General features: G+C 38.2%; 20 protein-coding genes and 1 riboswitch. Of the genes, 2 read left to right on the plus strand and 18 right to left on the minus strand.

Going from position 1 to position 20192, the window contains the following annotated elements; all coding sequences use genetic code 11:
- Positions 1 to 21: 21 nt before the first annotated feature.
- From MMB68_RS04815 to MMB68_RS04825, 3 genes are all read right to left on the minus strand, one after another.
- Entirely contained in the window at positions 22 to 1020 is a 999-nt protein-coding gene (locus tag MMB68_RS04815; RefSeq protein WP_028411744.1) for an inorganic phosphate transporter, read from the minus strand.
- Positions 1021 to 1035: 15 nt separating this feature from the next.
- Complete coding sequence (locus MMB68_RS04820; RefSeq protein WP_029711160.1) at positions 1036 to 1668, minus strand: DUF47 domain-containing protein; 633 nt, start codon at positions 1666 to 1668, stop codon at positions 1036 to 1038.
- 442 nt (positions 1669 to 2110) lie between these two features.
- Positions 2111 to 4129 (minus strand): penicillin-binding transpeptidase domain-containing protein, encoded by a 2019-nt coding sequence (locus tag MMB68_RS04825; RefSeq protein WP_221784646.1) that lies wholly within the window; start codon positions 4127 to 4129, stop codon positions 2111 to 2113.
- A 240-nt stretch (positions 4130 to 4369) separates the two neighbouring features.
- Here MMB68_RS04825 and MMB68_RS04830 point away from each other — a divergent pair, with 240 nt between their 5' ends.
- On the plus strand, positions 4370 to 4576 hold the full coding sequence (locus tag MMB68_RS04830) for a hypothetical protein (protein ID WP_013059387.1): 207 nt from the start codon (positions 4370 to 4372) through the stop codon (positions 4574 to 4576).
- A gap of 66 nt (positions 4577 to 4642) precedes the next feature.
- Here the strand turns inward: MMB68_RS04830 and ssuD are convergent, their stop codons facing one another.
- The 13 genes from ssuD to MMB68_RS04895 form a co-directional block, all read right to left on the minus strand.
- Positions 4643 to 5767, minus strand: coding sequence for an FMNH2-dependent alkanesulfonate monooxygenase (gene ssuD, locus MMB68_RS04835; RefSeq protein ID WP_221784647.1), 1125 nt, complete (start codon positions 5765 to 5767; stop codon positions 4643 to 4645).
- Positions 5764 to 6318: an NADPH-dependent FMN reductase gene (ssuE, locus tag MMB68_RS04840; protein WP_221784648.1), complete on the minus strand. Its 555-nt coding sequence runs from the start codon at positions 6316 to 6318 to the stop codon at positions 5764 to 5766. Before ssuE ends, ssuD begins: the two co-directional genes overlap by 4 nt.
- Positions 6319 to 6387: 69 nt before the next feature.
- Positions 6388 to 7242: an ABC transporter permease gene (locus MMB68_RS04845; RefSeq protein WP_277548317.1), complete on the minus strand. Its 855-nt coding sequence runs from the start codon at positions 7240 to 7242 to the stop codon at positions 6388 to 6390.
- 10 nt (positions 7243 to 7252) lie between these two features.
- Entirely contained in the window at positions 7253 to 8239 is a 987-nt protein-coding gene (locus MMB68_RS04850) for an aliphatic sulfonate ABC transporter substrate-binding protein (protein WP_221784650.1), read from the minus strand.
- A 33-nt stretch (positions 8240 to 8272) separates the two neighbouring features.
- The gene (locus tag MMB68_RS04855; RefSeq protein WP_221784749.1) at positions 8273 to 9016 is read right to left on the minus strand and encodes an ABC transporter ATP-binding protein; all 744 of its coding nucleotides are present in this window, start codon (positions 9014 to 9016) and stop codon (positions 8273 to 8275) included.
- Between the two features lie 190 nt (positions 9017 to 9206).
- Entirely contained in the window at positions 9207 to 10418 is a 1212-nt protein-coding gene (locus MMB68_RS04860) for a cation:proton antiporter (protein ID WP_221784651.1), read from the minus strand.
- Positions 10419 to 10919: a cation:proton antiporter regulatory subunit gene (locus tag MMB68_RS04865; RefSeq protein WP_050688587.1), complete on the minus strand. Its 501-nt coding sequence runs from the start codon at positions 10917 to 10919 to the stop codon at positions 10419 to 10421.
- 149 nt (positions 10920 to 11068) lie between these two features.
- On the minus strand, positions 11069 to 11398 hold the full coding sequence (locus tag MMB68_RS04870) for a hypothetical protein (RefSeq protein WP_260506758.1): 330 nt from the start codon (positions 11396 to 11398) through the stop codon (positions 11069 to 11071).
- 200 nt (positions 11399 to 11598) lie between these two features.
- Entirely contained in the window at positions 11599 to 11823 is a 225-nt protein-coding gene (gerE, locus tag MMB68_RS04875) for a spore germination transcription factor GerE (protein ID WP_013059396.1), read from the minus strand.
- Between the two features lie 172 nt (positions 11824 to 11995).
- Positions 11996 to 12445 (minus strand): acyl-CoA thioesterase, encoded by a 450-nt coding sequence (locus MMB68_RS04880; RefSeq protein ID WP_221784652.1) that lies wholly within the window; start codon positions 12443 to 12445, stop codon positions 11996 to 11998.
- A 63-nt stretch (positions 12446 to 12508) separates the two neighbouring features.
- Positions 12509 to 13282 carry a succinate dehydrogenase iron-sulfur subunit gene (gene sdhB / locus MMB68_RS04885; RefSeq protein WP_013059398.1) on the minus strand — a complete coding sequence of 258 codons (774 nt, stop codon included), beginning with the start codon at positions 13280 to 13282 and terminating at the stop codon, positions 12509 to 12511.
- 3 nt (positions 13283 to 13285) lie between these two features.
- A complete protein-coding gene (gene sdhA / locus MMB68_RS04890) occupies positions 13286 to 15073 on the minus strand; it encodes a succinate dehydrogenase flavoprotein subunit (protein WP_013059399.1) in 1788 nt (595 codons plus the stop codon).
- A gap of 29 nt (positions 15074 to 15102) precedes the next feature.
- Positions 15103 to 15711, minus strand: coding sequence for a succinate dehydrogenase cytochrome b558 subunit (locus MMB68_RS04895; protein ID WP_013059400.1), 609 nt, complete (start codon positions 15709 to 15711; stop codon positions 15103 to 15105).
- A gap of 489 nt (positions 15712 to 16200) precedes the next feature.
- Between MMB68_RS04895 and MMB68_RS04900 the strand changes: the two genes are divergently transcribed.
- Positions 16201 to 16728: a YslB family protein gene (locus tag MMB68_RS04900; RefSeq protein ID WP_074677719.1), complete on the plus strand. Its 528-nt coding sequence runs from the start codon at positions 16201 to 16203 to the stop codon at positions 16726 to 16728.
- Between the two features lie 50 nt (positions 16729 to 16778).
- Here the strand turns inward: MMB68_RS04900 and MMB68_RS04905 are convergent, their stop codons facing one another.
- Both MMB68_RS04905 and uvrC read right to left on the minus strand, forming a co-directional pair.
- The gene (locus MMB68_RS04905; RefSeq protein WP_221784653.1) at positions 16779 to 18011 is read right to left on the minus strand and encodes an aspartate kinase; all 1233 of its coding nucleotides are present in this window, start codon (positions 18009 to 18011) and stop codon (positions 16779 to 16781) included.
- A gap of 141 nt (positions 18012 to 18152) precedes the next feature.
- Positions 18153 to 18330, minus strand: a riboswitch (Lysine riboswitch).
- Between the two features lie 65 nt (positions 18331 to 18395).
- On the minus strand, positions 18396 to 20162 hold the full coding sequence (uvrC, locus tag MMB68_RS04910) for an excinuclease ABC subunit UvrC (protein WP_221784654.1): 1767 nt from the start codon (positions 20160 to 20162) through the stop codon (positions 18396 to 18398).
- Between the last annotated feature and the right edge of the window lie 30 nt (positions 20163 to 20192).

Below are 20192 nucleotides of genomic sequence, written 5' to 3' on the forward strand. Positions count from 1 at the left end.
TTAAAAGAAGCTCCACATTTATTAAAAGAACAAATTTAAAATCATATAGATAAGTGCAGCTAATGAAGCTGAAATTGGCAATGTGATAACCCATGTAATCACCATGCGCTGTGCAGTTCCCCATTTTACACCTTTCACTCGGTGAGCAGAACCTACACCTAAGATAGAAGATGAAATAACATGAGTAGTACTGACAGGTAGATGAATAAACGTTGCTCCAAAGATAATGGCAGCCCCTGTTAAGTCCGCAGCTACTCCATTAACAGGACGAATTTTCATAATTTTACCGCCCACGGTTTTAATGATTTTCCATCCACCAATTGACGTCCCAAGCCCCATTGCGACCGCACAAGCCAGCTGTACCCACCACTGAATCTCAGTACCGCTTTGCATATTGTTAGCAATAAGCGCTAGCGTAATAATACCCATTGCTTTTTGCGCATCATTCGTACCGTGTGTGTAAGATTGTAGGGCTGCAGTCAGGATTTGAACGCGTCGAAAACGCTTATTCGTTTTGGTCAAGTTATGGTTTTTAAACGTTAGTTTGATAATCGTATAGACAATATAACCTACTACAAAGGCTAGAACTGGTGAAATTAGAAGAGCTTCAATGATTTTGATGAAACCTTTGTAATTTAAAGCACCAAATCCAGCAGCTGCAATAGCTGCTCCTGCAATCGATCCAATAATTGCATGAGAAGAACTACTTGGGATACCGAAATACCATGTGATTAGGTTCCACGCAATAGCAGAAATTAATGCTGCTAAAATAACGACAGAACCATTTTGAAGCGTATAAGGATCAACGATATCCTTTGTAATCGTTTTGGCTACGCCTGTAAACGTCATAGCACCGACAAAGTTCATGGTTGCGGCTAAAAGAATTGCATGTCGCGGTTTTAAAGCTTTGGTTGAAACAGAAGTCGCAATGGCATTAGCTGTATCATGAAACCCGTTGATAAAGTCAAAACCAAGTGCACCAACTACAATTAGAATGGTTAATATTAGCATTGAATCCATTATATTATAGCCCCGTTACGCATTCTTCATAATAACTGATTCTAAGTTGTTCGCAACCGTTTGACAATAATCCGCGATTTCTTCTAGCGTTTCATAAATTTCTTTATATTGAATAACTTTAATTGGATCTTTACATGTTGCAAATAATTGTTTTAGTGCACGACGATATAATGTATCACAATGTGACTCATACTCTTTAATTTTAATTGCATGCTCACTAATTTGAAGAAGCTTTTTCTCAGACAACAAATTAATAGTAATTAAAATCTCTTCAGCACAGCCTTGAATATTTTTAACAAATTCAGCTACATATTCATCAAATGTCGTAATTGAATGAATTTCCATTAAAGCAGCAAAGCTGTCGATGCCATCAAGTACATCATCCATGCTCATCGCTAGCTGTAAAATATCTTCACGCTCAATTGGAGTGATAAATGCTTTGTTCAACTCAGTAATCACTGTATGCACGTATTTATCACCTTTTGATTCATACGCTTTTAAAACGTTGGCAAATTCCTTTAGGTCAGATACGTTTTGAAGTTCAAAGCTGCCTAAAAACTCCGCTGAGTCCTTAATATTTTGGGCAATGTCCATTAACATTTCAGAAAACTTGTCTTTTTTTCTTTTGATCACGTTGCAATCCTCCATCCAATTTATCGAAACTTTACCACTCGTTTTTTCTCTCTATCTTTTTATATGTGTTCTAGTTTCTTTTTTCATTTAAAGTAATGGATAAAACTTAGCTGTTCATTACTATAACGAGAGAAACCACCTCTCTTGTGTATCAAAAAATTCTAAAAAAACAAACGTTTACCAGAGCAAAAGTCCCAAAAGATGGTTCTTTTACTTATAGGTTATGCGATTCATTTTTTTACGCCAAGTCAAAAATTACTCCTATTATTGTTAATTGTCAATAACTTTTCAAACACATTTTTTTAGGTCTCTTTACAATACATTAACAATAATACGTTCATTCCTTTTAAAATAAGGGTTTTCAGAGTTTGTATAAAACTGGGATTTACAAAAACTTAACATTACTCCCCTTGTGTAAATAATAAAAGCCAGCTCCTTTAGAACTGGCTTTTATTATTTACTTATTATATTGCTGAAATACATTTTTTACTTTCGGCACGACGTAATGACTTCCACCTTTATTTTCTACTCCTTCAACCATCATCGAAACGAGTAGGTTTTTCTGTTTTGTATCCACAGCTACAAACCAGCCGTTTTCCTGCCCTTTTTCACCTTGAGTTTTCTTTAATTCTGCTGTTCCAGTTTTTCCAGCCAGGGTTAACCCATCTATCTTTGCAGCATGACCCGTACCGTTTTTATCTTCAATGACATCAACTAAATCCTTTTGAATTAATTGCGCCGTTTCTTTAGATATTACTTGTTTTTTCCATATTTCACTCTTATCACCGTTCATAAGAATAGGCTTTACTATGTTTCCATCGTTTACAATCGATGTATACATCAATGCCAAGTGGAGAGGATTCACTTGCAGTTTCCCCTGGCCATAACCAGAGTTTGCTAATACTCCCTCATCTTTAATATCTTGATCACCTGCAATTTTAGACGTTTCAAAAGGATAATTAACAGGCATTTTTTGATTGAACCCAAACTGTTTTAAACCACTGTTAAATTTGTCCAAACCTAACTTCAAAGCAGTCTGCGCAAAATAAATATTATCAGATGTAACATAAGCATCACGTAAATTAACATTCGGCTTGCTTCCTACTCGTGTTACGTAGAAATTTCCCCAGCTTTTATCTTTTTGCCACTTCTTCCCGCTGATTGATACACTTTCGTTTGGATTTACCACACCTTCATCAACCGCTAAAGCTCCCGTGACTAACTTAAATGTAGATCCCGGAGAATACGTTTTGGTAAAGCGATTCATTAACGGCTTATCCGGATTCGTTGAAAGGGATTGATACGTATTAGCATCGATTCCAAAAGAAAAAGAATTCGGATCAAAAGCTGGCGTGCTTACAAGACCTAATATTTCTCCCGTTTTAGGTTGAAGAGCAGTAGCTACTCCTTTTTCATCTTTTAACTGTTCATAAAGGGATTTTTGAACATTCGTGTCTACCGTAACTTGAATGCTTTCCCCGTCTTTTGGATTCACTTTTGCAATTTCATTCTTTTTATTACCATCTTTATCTACAGTATAAATCGTGACGCCGTCTCGAGCACGAAGCTTATCTTCATATAAAGACTCCAAGCCAATCATTCCAGCTTTAGACTGAGCATTATAGCCTTCACCTTTATGCTCTTTTAAATATTCCGCTGTGACAGGCGCAACGTATCCAACTAAATGGGCACACGCTTCTTCACAAGGATATACGCGCGCATTTACCTTTTTTTGTTGAATGCCTTCTACTTTTTTCAAAGAATTCTCTAAATTAAAGGCGTCTTTTTGACTAACTGTTTTAATAGGAACAAATTGATTCTTTTTCACCCAAGAAGCGCTCAGTGCTTGATTAATACTTTTTTCTGAAAGAGCAAGAGTCTTGCTTAATTGTTGTATAGCTTGCTCGCCGCCTTTAGAAAACTGCTGGGGAACAACTCCAACTTGAATCGCTTCTCCGTTTTGAGCTAAATATTTCCCTGAACGATCCATAATTTCTCCACGTACAGCTGACTGAGTAGCTACTCTTACTTGCTCTCCTTGCTTAAGTCCTTTAAAAATCATATTAGGCTTCCAATTAATATACCAGTTCTCTGTATCCCCTTGTTTTTCTTGAACCACAGCAGCATTTTCTTTAAATGAGATTTCACCGGCTACAGAGTTCATTTTTACTTCAAAAGGTAAAACAGCTTTATGGTCTTTTATTTCTAAGTCTTCTATTTTACTTGCCTTCACTTTAAGCTTGTCCGCTTCAATTGCAGCATAGATATTTTTATATCGATTTATAAAGTCTTTTTCTGAAATCGTCTTTTTAGCATCTTTAGACAAGTATCCATACATGCCTTTAAAATCTTCTTTATTCCACATGGCTACATATTTATCAAATCGATCCTGTGCTTTCTGTTGATCATTTGAGCAACCGGCAGTTATTAATAAAAGAATTGCCATAGTAAAAAATAGCCACCCAATTCGTCTCATGATGATTTTCCCCCTTTTTTCAATACCATTTCTCTATCATATAAAATTTTACATAAACTTTCCATCGGAAAGTTACAATCAGGAATTAATTGGTATTACAACCCACTAAATTTACATATCGACAAAAAAATCAATAGGTAAATAAGAAAAAAATTGAACATTTTGTGAATATTTTGTGTCTTTTTTGGAAAGTATTTGATATAATAATTGTAAGAAGAAAAAGAATAGGAGGCGACTAAAATGAGAAGATTCTTACAGTTTTACTTTATGTTTAGTTCTCTGTTCTGTTTTGGAAGCGTTTTCGTCCTACTTATGTCTCAAGAATATTATTTTGCACCGTTATTCCTCACACTGGGCTGTTTAAATATTTTTCTCTTTAAAGTATATATTCAAGAAAGTCGAAAAGATAAACAAGCTGCACCTGAAAAACCTAAACCAACAATTTAACGAACTCGTCTCTCGGCTGAGATGAATGTAAAAGAAGAACCGGTGAATTTTTCACCGGTTCTTCTTTTATGACGTTGAAGCTTTTGGAAACCTATCGTTTGCAATAATCTCACCGATGCTTTCACTCTTTCCTTCACCCTCATCAATATTTAAAAGCGGAAACAATAACTCGCCTACGTGATAAGCTTCTTCTAAATGCGGATAGCCTGATAAAATAAAAGATTCAATTCCTAAAGCTTCATATTCTTTTATTCGTTTCGCTACATTTTCAGCACTGCCTACTAGTGCAGTTCCTGCACCTCCCCGGACGAGCCCTACACCTGCCCATAAGTTAGGGCTAATCGTAAGTTCCTCTCTGGTTCCTCTATGAAGGCTCGCCATTCGCTGCTGCCCGACTGAGTCATATCTAGCAAAAGTACGCTGTGCTGCTTGAATCGTGTCGTCGTCCAAATGCTGAATTAATCGATCGGCTGCTTGCCAAGCTTCTTCTTCCGTTTCCCGTACAATAATATGCAAACGAATCCCAAACTTAACGGTTCTGCCTTCTGCTTCTGCTTGCTTTCTCACAGCCGTTATTTTTTCTCTTACTTGTTCAGGAGGTTCGCCCCACGTTAAATACACGTCAGAATGTTTTGCTGCAACTTTTTGTCCTGCGGGTGAAGATCCGCCAAAATAAATAGGTGGAGAAGGTTTTTGAACAGGTGGATACAACAGCTCACTGTTCTCTACATGAATATGTTTTCCTTCATAATTAACCGTATCTCCAGCCAATAACCCTTTCCACACATCTAAAAATTCATCCGCAGCTTCATAACGTTCATCATGTGATAAGAAAAGGCCATCTCCCGCTAATTCTGCCGGATCTCCTCCTGCTACTACATTAACTAGTAAACGACCGTTTGAAATTCGATCAAGAGTCGAGGTCATGCGCGCTGCCACGGAAGGCGCCATAATGCCGGGACGTACAGCTACTAAAAATTTCAAGCGCTCTGTTTCAGGTATAAGTGAAGCAGCCAATAGCCACGGGTCTTCGCATGATTTCCCCGTTGGAATCAAAACTCCTTCAAACCCTAACCGGTCAGCTGCTTGAGCAACTTGCCGAAAATATGAATAGTCTGCTGAACGACCTCCTCGATTTGTCCCTAAATATCTTCCATCTCCATGGGAAGGAATAAACCATAACATTTTCATGATTCAACACTCCTTTTCGTTTGTTCTAGATGATATCCCAGCTCTTTTAATGAACGTTTAATTCTCGCTTCTGTTTCTTCCCCAATAAACTCAATTTCATTTTCTTTCGTATAAGCCATCTCAGAATCAACAATATAAACTCCATGAATAAGAGCAGTAGCTCCTAAAACGGATAAAGTCGGCTTAAATACATAATCAAGAGCCAGTAGGTGAGCAATGGTTCCCCCTGTAGCTATCGGCAGCACGGTTTTATTGTGCAAACCTTTTTCAGGTATTAAATCTAAAAATGTTTTTAAAATTCCTGTGTAGCTAGCTTTATAGATTGGGCTGACAATAATAACGGCATCAGCATCTGCGACTTTCTTTTGAGCTTCTTGAATCGCAGGGCTAGAAAAGTTAGCATATACTAAGTCTTCAGCGGGCAAGTCACGGACATGCACGGTTTTCACTTCATATTTTTCATCTTGTAGATATAATGCAATATACTCGCTTAAAGCAGCTGACCTTGATTGCTTTGAAGGGCTTCCTGTAATAATTGTAACCTGGCTCATTATCATCTCTCCTTTTCACTTATAAAACTGATAGATTTACAAGGATTAATACATGTATAAATCCTTATTTTATTTTTCACCTGCGTAGCTGTCTCTCCATTTAAGAAGACGCTTTTCTAATACTCGGACAAATGAATCGGTTAATTTGCCTACAACAGCAAAAATGATAATTCCGACAAAAACTACGTCCGTTTGAGAAAACTGTCTACCATCCATAATCATGTATCCTACACCTTCACTTGCTCCCATTAATTCAGCAACTACCAGTCCGAGCCATGCAATACCTAAAGATAATCGGACACCAAGTAAAATATTAGGAAGAGCGGCTGGTAAAATGAGTTTTGTGATTTGTTTCCACTTACTAAATTGAAGAACGCGAGCAACATCAAATAATTTCGAATCAACCCCGCGAATGCCTAGATACGTATTCACATAGATTGGGAAAAATGCACCATTTGCAATTAGCAATATCTTTGAAATTTCACCAAAGCCAAACCATAAGATAAATAAAGGCGCCAATGCAAGGTGTGGAACAGTTCTAAGCATTTGAATAGATGGATCCATATAGTGCTCCGTTTTCTTTGAGAAACCGACAATTACACCAAATAGCAACCCTAGTCCAGCTCCAACGGCAAAACCTATGGCAGCACGCAAAATACTGATTTGAAGATTAGCTCCGAGTTCCCCAGATACGATGAGCTGTTTAAAAGAAAGTACAATATCAACAGGTGTAGGAAGAACAGTTTTGGATACATAGCCCGCGGAACCAATGATTTGCCATACCACAATAAGCAGAAGTGGTACGACAAGAGAACGAAGGAAAATTCCCTGTTTATTTTTCCCTTCTTCCTTTCTTTTTTTCACTTTTTGCAAGTGAGCTGCTGAAGACTGGACATGTCCTGAAACCACAGATGTTTTACTCATTTTCATCACCTCATTTTTCTTTTAATGCTTTTTCAATAAATGAATTATCAACAACATCTCCAGTATCAATTTTCTTTTTAATAACGCCTAAAGATTGTTGAAAATCAGCTGTTCGCTGTTGTTCTGCAATAATTTCTTTAGAGGTTGGACGATTATAGGCAGGATTATTTTTTAACACTTGTCTTACTACGTCTTTATCTAGATTTTTTTGCTTTGCTAAAATATCCACAGATTCTTCAAAATGTTCGTTTTGCCATTCAAGCGCTTTTTGATAAACTTGTAAAAACTTAACGACTAACTCTGGATGATCTTTTGCAAAGCCTTCTCTTACAATAGTAAAACCTGGTGAAGCAACCTTTAATGAATCGCCGTCTGCTAAAATACGAGCTTCATTTTTTAAGTTTTGCAGTGAGATAAACGGTTCCCAGATTGACCATGCATCCACTGACCCATTTTCAAATGCTGGCTGAGCTTCGTCTGGCTGAAGCTGAATAATCTTTACATCACTTGGCTTCAACCCATTTTGGTCAAGAGCTCTGTACAATAAATTAAAACCGCTGCTTCCTTTCGCAACCGCAATCTTTTTACCTTTTAAATCTTTTACGCTTTTAATCTTGCTGTTTTTCCCTACTAAAATGGCATTTCCTTTCAACCCGTCGCTGGAATTAGCAATTTCTAAAAACGGAATGTCTGCGCCTTGACCAGAAATAACCGGTGAATTTCCAACTTGGCCGAAATCCAAATGTCCAGATGCTAAACCTTCAAATTGCGGAGGCCCGCTTTGAAACTCTGTCCATTTAACATTTACACCTATTTTTTTAAATTCTTTTTCAAACCATTTTTGGTTTTGTGCCAGCATTAAAGGGCCTAAGCTTTGTTGGATACCAATGTTAATCGTAACGTCTTTTGAATCTTCTCCGCTCGCTTTTTCTTTCGTCCCGCATCCAGCCAATGCGAGAACAAGTACAATAGCTGCAGTTAAAAGTAGCTTTTTCATCTGTTCTGTCTCCTTCTCTGTCTTATTGAATCTTTAATGTTCTCCCGCTTCTTCAAATTCTTTCAGTACTTGCTGCCTTAGCTGCTGAAATGGTAACTCTGTCTTTTTTCGCGGATGACTAATTTCTACTGGAACGACCCGGCTAATTTCTCCTGGTCTGGCACTCATAATCACAATTTTAGTCCCCAAGTAAATGGATTCATCTAAATCATGCGTAACAAAAATCATGGTTGTTTTTTCTTTTTTCCATATGTCTAGCAGCACATCTTGCAAATGATTGCGAGTGAAAGCATCTAACGCACCGAACGGTTCATCTAATAATAAAACTTCTGGATTTCTTAAAAGAGCACGCGCAATCGCAACTCGTTGAGACATCCCCCCAGATAGTTCTCGAGGATAAGCTTTTTCAAATCCTTTCAGCCTGACAATATCAATTAACTCATCTACGCGGCGCCGAACGTTCGAATCTTTCAGCGATAAGTCAGCCGCTATATTTTGTTCCACATTAAGCCACGGGAACAAGCGGTGTTCTTGAAAGATCATCCCTTGTTTAATGCTAGGTCCGGCTATGTGCTTCCCGTTGATTTCAATACGCCCTTCATAATCCATATCAAGTCCTGCAACCATTTTAAGCAGCGTACTTTTTCCGCATCCGCTCGGACCAATAACGGTAATAAATTCACCTTTATTAATCGTAAGATTTACATTTCGCAATGCTTGAGTTACTTGTTCTCCTTTTTGAAATGAGCGGTTAACCGATTGAATCATGACACTCACAGCAATTCCTCCTCCTTGAATTTTCAAATCAAAAGCTCGTTCATCTAAAAACACAAAAGCTCCTACCTGAAAAAGGTAGGAGCTTTCGGTTGACCGATCAGCCCGTTGCTATATTTAACTGATTTGTTATTGGATTATTTTGAATTTTATCATATTAATCCGATTTGTCAACTGTGTTTTATATATATTATCACTTTGATTCTTGAGGTTTTGGTTTTTTCCATTTAAATACCGAGTTTAAAAACCCATATATATGCTTAGACTCCTTCGTTAACAAAGGGCCAATAATAGCTAGGATTAATACATAAAGCGCAGCGAATGGCTGAAGAATTGCGGATAATCCTCCTTCAATTCCAATGTTAGCCATAATTATTGAAAACTCGCCTCGTGACATAATCGTTAATCCAATATTGGTAGAAGCCTTGTGTGACAGCCCGCTTTTTCTTCCTGAGATCATACCGGCTGTAAAGTTACCAATAATCGTAAGCGCAACTGCGCCAAGCGCAAGCCAGCCCGCATCCCATAGCGTGAGAGGATCAATACTTAACCCGAAGCTGAAGAAAAAGATGGCTCCAAAGAAATCACGAAACGGTACGACAAGATGTTCAATACGATCGCGATGTTCCGTTTCAGAAAAGACAAGTCCAAGCAATAACGCACCAATTGCTTCTGCCACGTGAATTGTTTCTGAGAAGCCTGCCACAAAAAACAATACCGCAAAAACGACGATTATAAAGATTTCGTTTGATGAAATATTTAAAAGTTTATTTAGTAGCGGCGTGGCTTTTCGAGCAATGATAAAGAACAGCATCATATAGCCAAACGCAATTAAAATAGATGTTAAAGATCCAGCAAGCGATCCGTGGTCTCCAAGCACCAACCCTGAAACGACAGAAAGATAAACCGCTAAGAAAATATCTTCAAACATGATAATCCCTAATATCAGTTCCGTTTCTGGATTCGCGGTTCGTTTTAAATCAACCAATACTTTTGCGACAATTGCGCTGGACGAAATCGTAATAATTCCAGCGATAATCAGCACTTCAAGAAGAGGATTTCCTGTCAGGTATCCATACAATAATCCTAAAGTAAAGTTAATTAAAATATAAATAGATCCTCCCACCGCGATGGACCTACCTGATTTAATTAGCTTTCCAACTGAAAATTCTAATCCTAAATAAAACAGTAAAAAGAGAACTCCAATTCTCCCCATAAATTCAATAATCTCTTGGCTTTCAATAAACTTTAAACTGAATGAGCCAAACTCAGGAGCATGGGGACCAACGGCCATGCCCAGAAGAATGAGGAATGGAATAATCGTAAATTTAAATTTATGTGCGAGTATAGCCGCTAAAGCAACTAGTAACAAAGCTGTCCCAACTTCAAATACTAAATGATCCAATTATGAACTACCTCCTTGTGAAAGCAATTCTTTAATGAGCGTTTTTAAATTTCCTCTTTCACCAGAGATGACAAGCGTATCTCCTTCTTCAATTAACGTATCTGGTCCTGGAGTGGATAATTTTTTTTGCGTGTTTTTAATGACGGCGATGATAGTTACATCATAGTTGCTGCGAACGTCAATTTCACCAATTGTTTTACTGTGAGCTTTCGCTTGTTTTTCAACTTTGTACCATTCAATAACTAAGTCATTGAATGCCACTTCAATGGTTTCCATTGCTTTTGGCTTGTAAATCATGCCGCCTAAAATTGCAGCTAGCTGTCTCGATTCCGTATCTGTTAACGTAATGTCAAAAATGCTTTCTTCTAAATCTTTTTGATCGAAGTGGTAGATTTCACGTCGTCCATCATCATGAATGATAACGACTACGCGGCTTCCTCCGCTTGTCTCAATTTCAAATTTACGGCCGATTCCTGGTAACTCCGTTTCTTTAATCATCATTGAATGATCACTCCTATAAAGTTTTTAAAAAGAATTTTTTTATTTTGTCGCGTTATTTGCATCGAAAATCCGCATAGCAAATAAGCCTAAGAATAGTTGGTAATTTTAGGTTCGAAGAAAAGGCTGTGGGAATTTCAACCTTTTTTTATTTAATTGAGGTAACTTGATTGAAAGATTTTTGGATAAAAAAGTGTTTTCTTGAGGATAAAATACGCAATTTGATGCGTTGGAATGATGAGTTTGGCACTCACCCATACTAAAGCAAAAGTTACTATCACGCTTTGTATGAGGGATCCTATTTGTTTAACGCTGTGCTTAGCTCCTGGAGACATGTGCACAATATCGGTGTAATGCTGAACAGAACTTTTTGTGACCTTCACTTTTTCAAAGTCGTTATCAATAAATTTATCTGGCAAACTCGCAAAAGGCAAACAGAATATCATGCATAACAATAAGTTCATCCATACATTTTTCATCATCTCACCTCTCTTTCTTCTGAACTAGTATCTCCTTACTTAAAAGTATACGTACTCTGAAATTCAATTTCAAGCAATAAGTTTTTTTTATAAAGATTTACCTTTTTTATAATATTTTCTTAATGTCATTCTTTTTAGATATGTATGCGACACTTAAAAAAATATACAAAAAGCTGGCTTTCTAAGAAGAAAGCCAGCTCATGTTATAGTTCAAGTTCTCCCATTCGAAGGAGTTCTACGACTGCTTGAGAACGCCCCTTGACTCCAAGCTTTTGCATCGCATTAGAAATATGATTTCGAACTGTTTTTTCGCTAATGAATAGTTCACTCGCGATTTCTTTTGTTGTTTTGTCCTGTACTAAAAGCTCGAATACTTCTCGTTCACGCTTTGTAAGTAGCGGTTTAGGTTGAAACTCTTTTTCTTTCAATGTAACCCTCCTTGCCTGATCCTGAGTTGAACTATCGGATGGGTGTAAATTTAGTCAACATATCTTATGTGCGGTATGCCTACGCGGTTACTAGTTTTAGAAAAAATATGTAAAAACTCTTTTTTACCTTTAAAAAAGAAAAAAGCCTGAAGAAAGAGCCTTCAAGCCATTTTCATATAGTTGATAAACACCTTTTCATCTCTTCATCCCAAGGCACGCTTTTTCCTGTTTCTTTAGAAATTTGCACCATTGTTCCTCTCCCCGTGAGTACAACCTCTCTTTGCTCATTTTGAATCATATAGTGTAAATCAACCGACGAACGTCCAATTCTATGAGCTTTTACAAAAACAGATAGCACATTGCCAAAATACACTTGTTTGACATAATCGCACTGCAAATCAGCCACCACCGGTATCGTTCCCTCATGCTCACTCGTCCACTTTTGCATAAAGCCAATATGGTGAAAGAATTCCGTACGTATTTGTTCAAAATAAACAAAAGGGACCGTATTATTTAAATGTCCAAACATATCTGTTTCAGAAAATCTTACCTTGATCTCCTGCTTAAATGAAAATGACTCTTTCCAATGATCCATGTCTTCAATATACGAAATATTATTCATCTGTATTTCCTCCGTTCGTCATAGACAAAATAAAACCTCTCCGCTTGGAGAGGTTTTGAGTGATTATACTTGATCGCTACCAAAGAAACTTCTGAATGCTTGAATTGTTGTATCGCGGTTCAAAGCTGCGATTGAAGTAGTCAATGGAATTCCTTTTGGGCATGATTGAACGCAGTTTTGAGAGTTCCCGCAGTTCGCTAGTCCTCCATCACCCATAATCGTCTCTAAACGTTCTCCTTTATTTAACGCACCGGTTGGATGGGCATTAAACAAGCGAACTTGAGAAAGCGGTGCTGGACCGATGAAGTTTGACTTATCGTTTACATTTGGACAAGCTTCCAAGCAAACGCCACATGTCATACATTTGGATAACTCATACGCCCACTGACGTTTCTTTTCAGGCATACGCGGTCCTGGACCTAAATCGTATGTGCCATCGATTGGAACCCAGGCTTTTACTTTTTTTAGTGAATCAAACATACGGCTGCGGTCCACTTGCAAATCACGAACCACAGGAAATGTTTTCATTGGCTGTAAGCGAATTGGCTGTTCTAATTTATCAACAAGAGCTGTACATGACTGACGAGGTTTACCGTTGATGACCATTGAACAGGCTCCACATACTTCCTCTAAACAGTTCATTTCCCAGTTTATCGGAGCAACCTCTTTACCTGAAGCATCAACAGGGTTACGTCTGATTTCCATCAGTGCTGAAATAACGTTCATATTCGGACGATACGGAATTTCAAACTCCTGATTGTAAGGAGCAGATTCAGCTGAATCTTGACGTGTAATAATGAAGCGCACTGTCTTTTGGACTGTTTGTTGTTCACTCATTGATTAACGAACCCCCTCTTGTTGTTTTTTTGGTTTTTCATCTTTTTTCTTTGTGTAGTCGCGCTTACGCGGTTTGATTAACGATACGTCAACCTCTTCATAATGGAAAGAAGGAGCCGTTTTCTTATCGACAAAAGATGCCATTGTTGTTTTTAAGAATTCTTCATCGTTACGATCTGGGAAATCCGGCTTATAATGAGCACCGCGACTTTCGTTACGGTTGTAAGCTCCTAGCGTTACAACACGTGAAAGCTGAAGCATGTTTTGAAGCTGACGAGTAAATGTTGCCGCTTGATTACTCCATTTAGCCGTGTCATTAATGTTAATACGATCATAGCGTTCAATTAATTCTTGAATCTTTTCATCTGTTTTTAACAGTTTGTCATTGTATCGTACGACTGTCACGTTGTCAGTCATCCATTCCCCTAGCTCTTTATGAAGAACGTATGCATTTTCTGTACCTTGAAGATTCATGATATTGTTCCATTTTTCTTCTTCTTCTTTCACATGACGATCATATACGCTTGAAGAAATAGCATCTGCGCTTTTTTCTAAACCATTGATGTATTCAACCGCTTTAGGACCGGCAACCATACCACCATAAATAGCTGATAATAATGAGTTTGCTCCTAAACGGTTCGCTCCGTGCTGTGAATAATCACACTCACCAGCTGCGAATAAGCCAGGAATATTTGTCATTTGATCGTAATCCACCCATAAACCGCCCATTGAATAGTGTACGGCTGGGAAAATTTTCATTGGTACCTTGCGCGGATCATCGCCCATGAATTTTTCGTAGATTTCGATGATACCTCCAAGTTTAATGTCTAACTCTTTTGGATCTTTATGTGAAAGGTCCAGATAAACCATGTTCTCTCCGTTAATTCCTAACTTCTGCGCTACGCAGACGTCAAAAATTTCACGAGTTGCAATATCACGAGGTACTAAGTTACCGTATGCAGGATATTTTTCCTCTAAGAAATACCAAGGTTTACCGTCTTTATATGTCCAAACGCGTCCGCCTTCTCCACGAGCAGATTCACTCATAAGACGAAGCTTATCATCTCCTGGGATAGCAGTTGGATGAATTTGAATAAACTCTCCGTTTGAATAGTATGCACCTTGCTGATACACGATAGATGCTGCTGAACCTGTATTAATAACTGAGTTCGTCGATTTTCCAAAAACAATTCCAGGTCCACCTGTAGCCATAATGACCGCGTCAGCTGGGAACGTTTTAATTTCCATTGATTTTAAATTCTGTGCAGAAATTCCGCGACAGCTGCGCTCATCGTCAAGAACAGCACCTAAGAATTCCCATCCTTCGTACTTTGTCACAAGTCCGGCAACTTCATAGCGACGAACCTGCTCATCTAATGCGTACAATAATTGTTGACCCGTTGTTGCTCCAGCAAAAGCCGTACGGTGATGCTGCGTCCCGCCAAATCGTCTGAAGTCTAACAAACCCTCAGGAGTACGGTTAAACATAACACCCATGCGGTCAAGTAAGTGAATAATACCAGGAGCTGCTTCACACATTGCTTTTACAGGTGGCTGGTTGGCTAAAAAGTCTCCGCCGTACACTGTGTCATCAAAGTGTTCCCATGGTGAATCCCCTTCACCTTTCGTATTTACGGCTCCGTTGATTCCACCTTGCGCGCAAACTGAGTGAGATCTTTTTACCGGAACTAGTGAAAATAAATCTACTTGCTTGCCAGACTCAGCAATTTTTATTGTTGCCATCAAGCCAGCTAAACCGCCACCGACTACGATGATTTTTCCGTTACTCATCGGAACCCCACTCCTTCAAAACCTTAATTTTATGCAAATGCGAATAATGTACGAACACCTACAAATGTAAGTGCTAAGAAGATTGCTAATGTCACATAAGTTGAAATTCTTTGAGAACGTGGTGTTACAGTTAACCCCCAGCTAACTCCAAATGACCATAGACCGTTTGCAAAGTGGAAGATCGTAGATACAACACCAACTATGTAGAATGCAAGCATTGCCGGGTTGCTTAAAATTCGTTCCATCATTTGAAAATCTACTTCTTTTCCAAGCGCAGCTTGTATTCTGGTTTCCCATACGTGCCATGTGATGAAGATAAGTGTGATTACACCTGAAACACGCTGAAGGATAAACATCCAGTTACGGAAAAACCCATAGTTGTTAACGTTTGTTTTAGCAGTGAATGCGATGTAAAGACCGTATATTGCGTGAAAAACGATTGGTAAGAAAATAATGAAAATTTCTAGAGCATAGCGGAAAGGTAAGCTCTCCATGAAGTGAGCTGCTTGATTAAATGATTCTTCTCCCTTTGTCGCGAAATGATTCACAACTAAATGCTGTGTTAAGAAAATCCCGATTGGTATTACCCCAAGTAATGAATGGATTCTCCGATATTGAAACTCTCTGTTTGCCGCCATCTGCGTAGACCCCCCTTAGTTAAATGAACATAGTTTGTGAAGAACTTTCTTACTCCCACTAGACAAATAGATTAATCGTGAATACAGGAAATGAAAACCTTTGCATTTCCTAATAAAGTATGTGACAGGTTAATTTTACTCCCATCGATTAAGAGCGTCAAGGCAAGATGTTTAAATCTTCTATAAAATATAAATTTATAAAATTTCATATTTGTTAACGCTTACTATATTGATGTTACAGATTTTTTCTTTCTATTATAATATTGCTTGCCACAAATAAGTAAGCGTTTACTTTATACTTTTATTGTAAACAAGTTCACAAAACATTTACACAGGTAAAAGTACCCTTTTAAAAGGTATATTATGGATTTTTCATCTTTACATCTAACTCTTTTTACCATAATAAAGATCCTCTTACATTTTATTAAAAAAATGCGTGAGAGGTTTTTTAGATTTGTATATAATAGTAGTAAAGAAAGAGGGGAAAGCATGAGCAATTTACAAACAGAATCACAGCAAGAACTTGAAGAGACGATGGAAACATCAGAACCTAATGTCACAGCTGAAACAGAGAGAGCTCTTGATCACGTTTCATATTTCGGATACAGCCTTTTGCGTGACGTGTTAATTCCAGAGCTTCTTGGAGACGAAACGAATACCATTTCATACTGGGCAGGAAAACACCTTGCGCGGAAATACCCGTTAAATACAATGGATGAAATCGTCGCTTTTTTTAAAGCAGCTTCCTGGGGAACACTGACGCTTGCAAAAAAAGATAAATATTCACTAGAGCTTGAGTTATCAGGTGATGTGGTCAGCAAAAGATTTCAGCAGGAAACTTGTTCGTTTCATCTTGAGTCAGGATTTGTGGCTGAACAGATTCAGCGTCAAAACAACTGCCTAACAGAAGCCTACTTAACACATAAAGAAAAGAACGGAAAAGTGCTGATTTCCGTGCAGTGGGACCGAAAAGATATCTTACCTACCGAAACGCGTGCGGAGCGTTATAAAAAATAGGAAATATGTATATATAAAAGACGTGGAGATACCACGTCTTTTTCTTTTCTTTATACTTGCACTGCCTGCTGCTCTTCTAATTCAAATGCTACGTGAAGCGTCTCAACAGCTTTTACCATATCAGCGTGCGGTACAACTGTAGATACTTTGATTTCAGACGTGCTGACCATCTTCACTTCAATTTTCTCTCCTGCCAGCACTTCAAACATTTCCGCTGCAACGCCTGGATTAGAAATCATGCCGGAGCCGACAATCGATACTTTAGCCAGACCGCTTTCATGTTCAATACGCGTATATCCTAAAGTAGATTTATACTCTTTTAAGACGGCAAGAGCGGTATCTACGTCTACGGTTTTAATAGAAAATGAGATAGAGAGACGATTATTAGCCGTTACGTTTTGAATAATAATATCTACATTTAACTGTTCTTTTGCTAATGCTGTAAAAATAGTAGAAAGAGTTTGCAACTCGTTGTTTAACCCTTCAATTGTCACTCGTGAAATATTATCTTCAAACGCAATTCCTCTTACGACTAAGTTTTGTTCCATTGAAACTTCCTCCTCAACAATCGTTCCATTCTCGTTTTCTAAGCTTGAACGCACTTCTAGCGGTACCTGATAATTTTTTGCAAACTCAACAGCGCGCGGATGCAGCACCCCTGCTCCCAAATTAGCTAATTCTAACATTTCGTCATATGAAATAGAGTCAAGCTTACGAGCATCTTCTACATAGCGCGGATCTGTCGTAAACACTCCTGTTACGTCTGTATAAATATCACATTTTGCAGCTTTTAATGCTGCGGCAAGAGCTACTGCCGTCGTGTCAGAGCCGCCTCGACCTAATGTTGTAATGCTTCCATCTTCTGAACAGCCTTGGAATCCAGCTACTACTACGATTCGACCTCTATCTAATTGGCTTTGGATACGAGTCGTGTCAATGTGCTGGATTCGTGCATTGCTGTGAACTGCTTCCGTCCGGATACCAGCTTGCCAACCTGTTAGCGAAGTTGCTTCATGCCCTTTGCATTGAAGAGCCATTGTTAACAGGGAAATCGTTACTTGTTCTCCAGTTGTAAGAAGCATATCCATTTCGCGTTTGCTTGGACTGTCCGTAATATCACTTGCTAATTTCACCAGTGCATCTGTAGTTTTGCCCATTGCCGATACAACAACAACTACTTGGTTACCGCGCTCTGCTTCTTGAATAACACGGTTTGCTACATGTTGAATACGTTCAACAGAACCAACAGATGTTCCACCAAATTTTTGAACGATTAATGCCATAATTTTGTTCATTCCTTTTCAATAAATTTGCATATGCAGGATGATGAGAAGCTAAATTTTTTTACTCAGACAATAAAAAAAGCAATGAGATGAGCTCTCATTGCTTAACGAACGAAAATTATAAAACATAACCGTCCACTGCCGTGAGATAGCTCTCCAAGAATCTACATCTTGACAATCCTACGTTTATTCAACGCAGAACCAGCAATCATTACTATGAGGTAATGTTCACTTCGGCAAATTTCCCTTTCCGCATCATTCATAAGGGCTCATACCCTTCCTGATACGTACTGATTAAATTTGCACCTCTATCTTCACTTCATTTGATGAAGTGTCGTATGAAATTAGTTAATAGCTTATCAAATATTTTCTATTATTTCAAGACTATTTTTGCAATGTTTCATAAATTTTTTCAGCAATGTTTTGAGGAACCCCAGAATTCCGAATATCTTCAACCGTTGCTTCTTTCAATTTTTTCACCGAACCAAAATGCTTCAATAAAGCTTTTTTACGCTTTTCTCCCACTCCCGGAATGTCGTCCAGAACTGACTGAAAAGCGGACTTAGAGCGCACTTGACGGTGGAAGGTAATCGCAAAGCGGTGAACTTCATCTTGAATTCGCTGAAGCAAATAAAATTCTTGACTATTGCGTTCGAGCGGTATGATTTGAGGAGGCTCACCAATCATCAGGTTGGAGGTTCTGTGCTTATCATCTTTGACAAGACCTGCTGTAGGCACTAAAAGTCCCAATTCATTTTCAAGAACGTCCTGTACTGCAGCTAAATGCCCTTTGCCTCCATCTACAACAATTAAATCCGGAAGCGGAAGACCTTCTTTTAACGCTCTGGAATACCGTCTGCGAACGACTTCTCTCATGGAACTGTAGTCATCTGGTCCCTGTACGGTCTTAATTTTATATTTGCGATACTCTTTCTTTTCTGGTTTCCCATCAACAAAAACAATCATCGCAGAAACGGGATCTGTCCCTTGAATATTTGAGTTATCAAATGCTTCAATGCGGTAAGGCGCTGCAATTCCAAGCTCTTCTCCTAACCGTTCAACTGCGCCAACCGTGCGCTCTTCATCTCGTTCAATTAAATAGAATTTTTCACCGAGCGCAATTTTTGCATTTTTACACGCAAGTTCTACTAATTCTTTCTTTTTGCCTCGCTTTGGATGCTGAACCTCTACTTCTACTAATTTTTCAGCCAACTCTGCATCAATCGTTGCTGGAACCAGCACTTCTTTTGGCTTAATATTTTTAGCATAAAACTGACCGATAAAAGTTAAGAAATCTTCTTCTGGCTCTTTATAAAAAGGAAACATAGAAACTTCTCGCTCAATTAATTTCCCTTGACGAATAAAGAAAACTTGAACACACATCCAGCCTTTGTCATAAGAATAGCCAAATACATCTCGATTAACAAAATCATTAAACGTTACTTTTTGCTTTTCCATTGTCGCTTCAATATGGGCAATTTGATCTCGATATTCTTTAGCTCGTTCAAAGTCAAGTTCTTCTGAAGCTTTTAACATTTTTTCAGTTAACTCTGTTTTGACATGCTCATATCCACCATTTAAAAACCGCGTGATATTTTCAATAATTTGTTTGTTTTGCTCTTCTTTTACTTCTTTTACGCAAGGAGCTAGACATTGCCCGATATGGTAATACAAACAAGGTCTGTCTGGCATAGTAGAGCACTTTCTTAGTGGATAAATGCGATCAAGAAGCCGCTTTGTTTCATTTGCAGCTTGAACGTTAGGATAAGGACCGAAGTATTTCCCTTTATCTTTTTTTATTTTTCTTGTAATGACAAGCCGGGGCTGTTTTTCAGCTGTAATCTTAATAAAGGGATAACCCTTATCATCTTTAAGCATGATATTGTATTTTGGATCATGCTTTTTAATTAAATTCATTTCTAAAATAAGCGCTTCTAAATTAGAAGATGTGACGATATATTCAAAATCGACAATGTCGTTTACAAGTCGAAGCGTCTTTCCGTCATGAGATCCGGTAAAGTAGGAGCGCACTCGATTTTTTAATACTTTTGCTTTTCCTACGTAAATGACCGTTCCATATTTATCTTTCATCAAGTAGCAGCCGGGCTGATCCGGTAAAATAGCCAGCTTTTCTTTTAAATAATCGTTCATATTTTTCTCCTTCCTCTTCTCTTACTCTGT

The organism is Priestia sp. Y58, assembly GCF_029522095.1.
Taxonomy (GTDB): Bacteria; Bacillota; Bacilli; order Bacillales; family Bacillaceae_H; genus Priestia; species Priestia megaterium_E.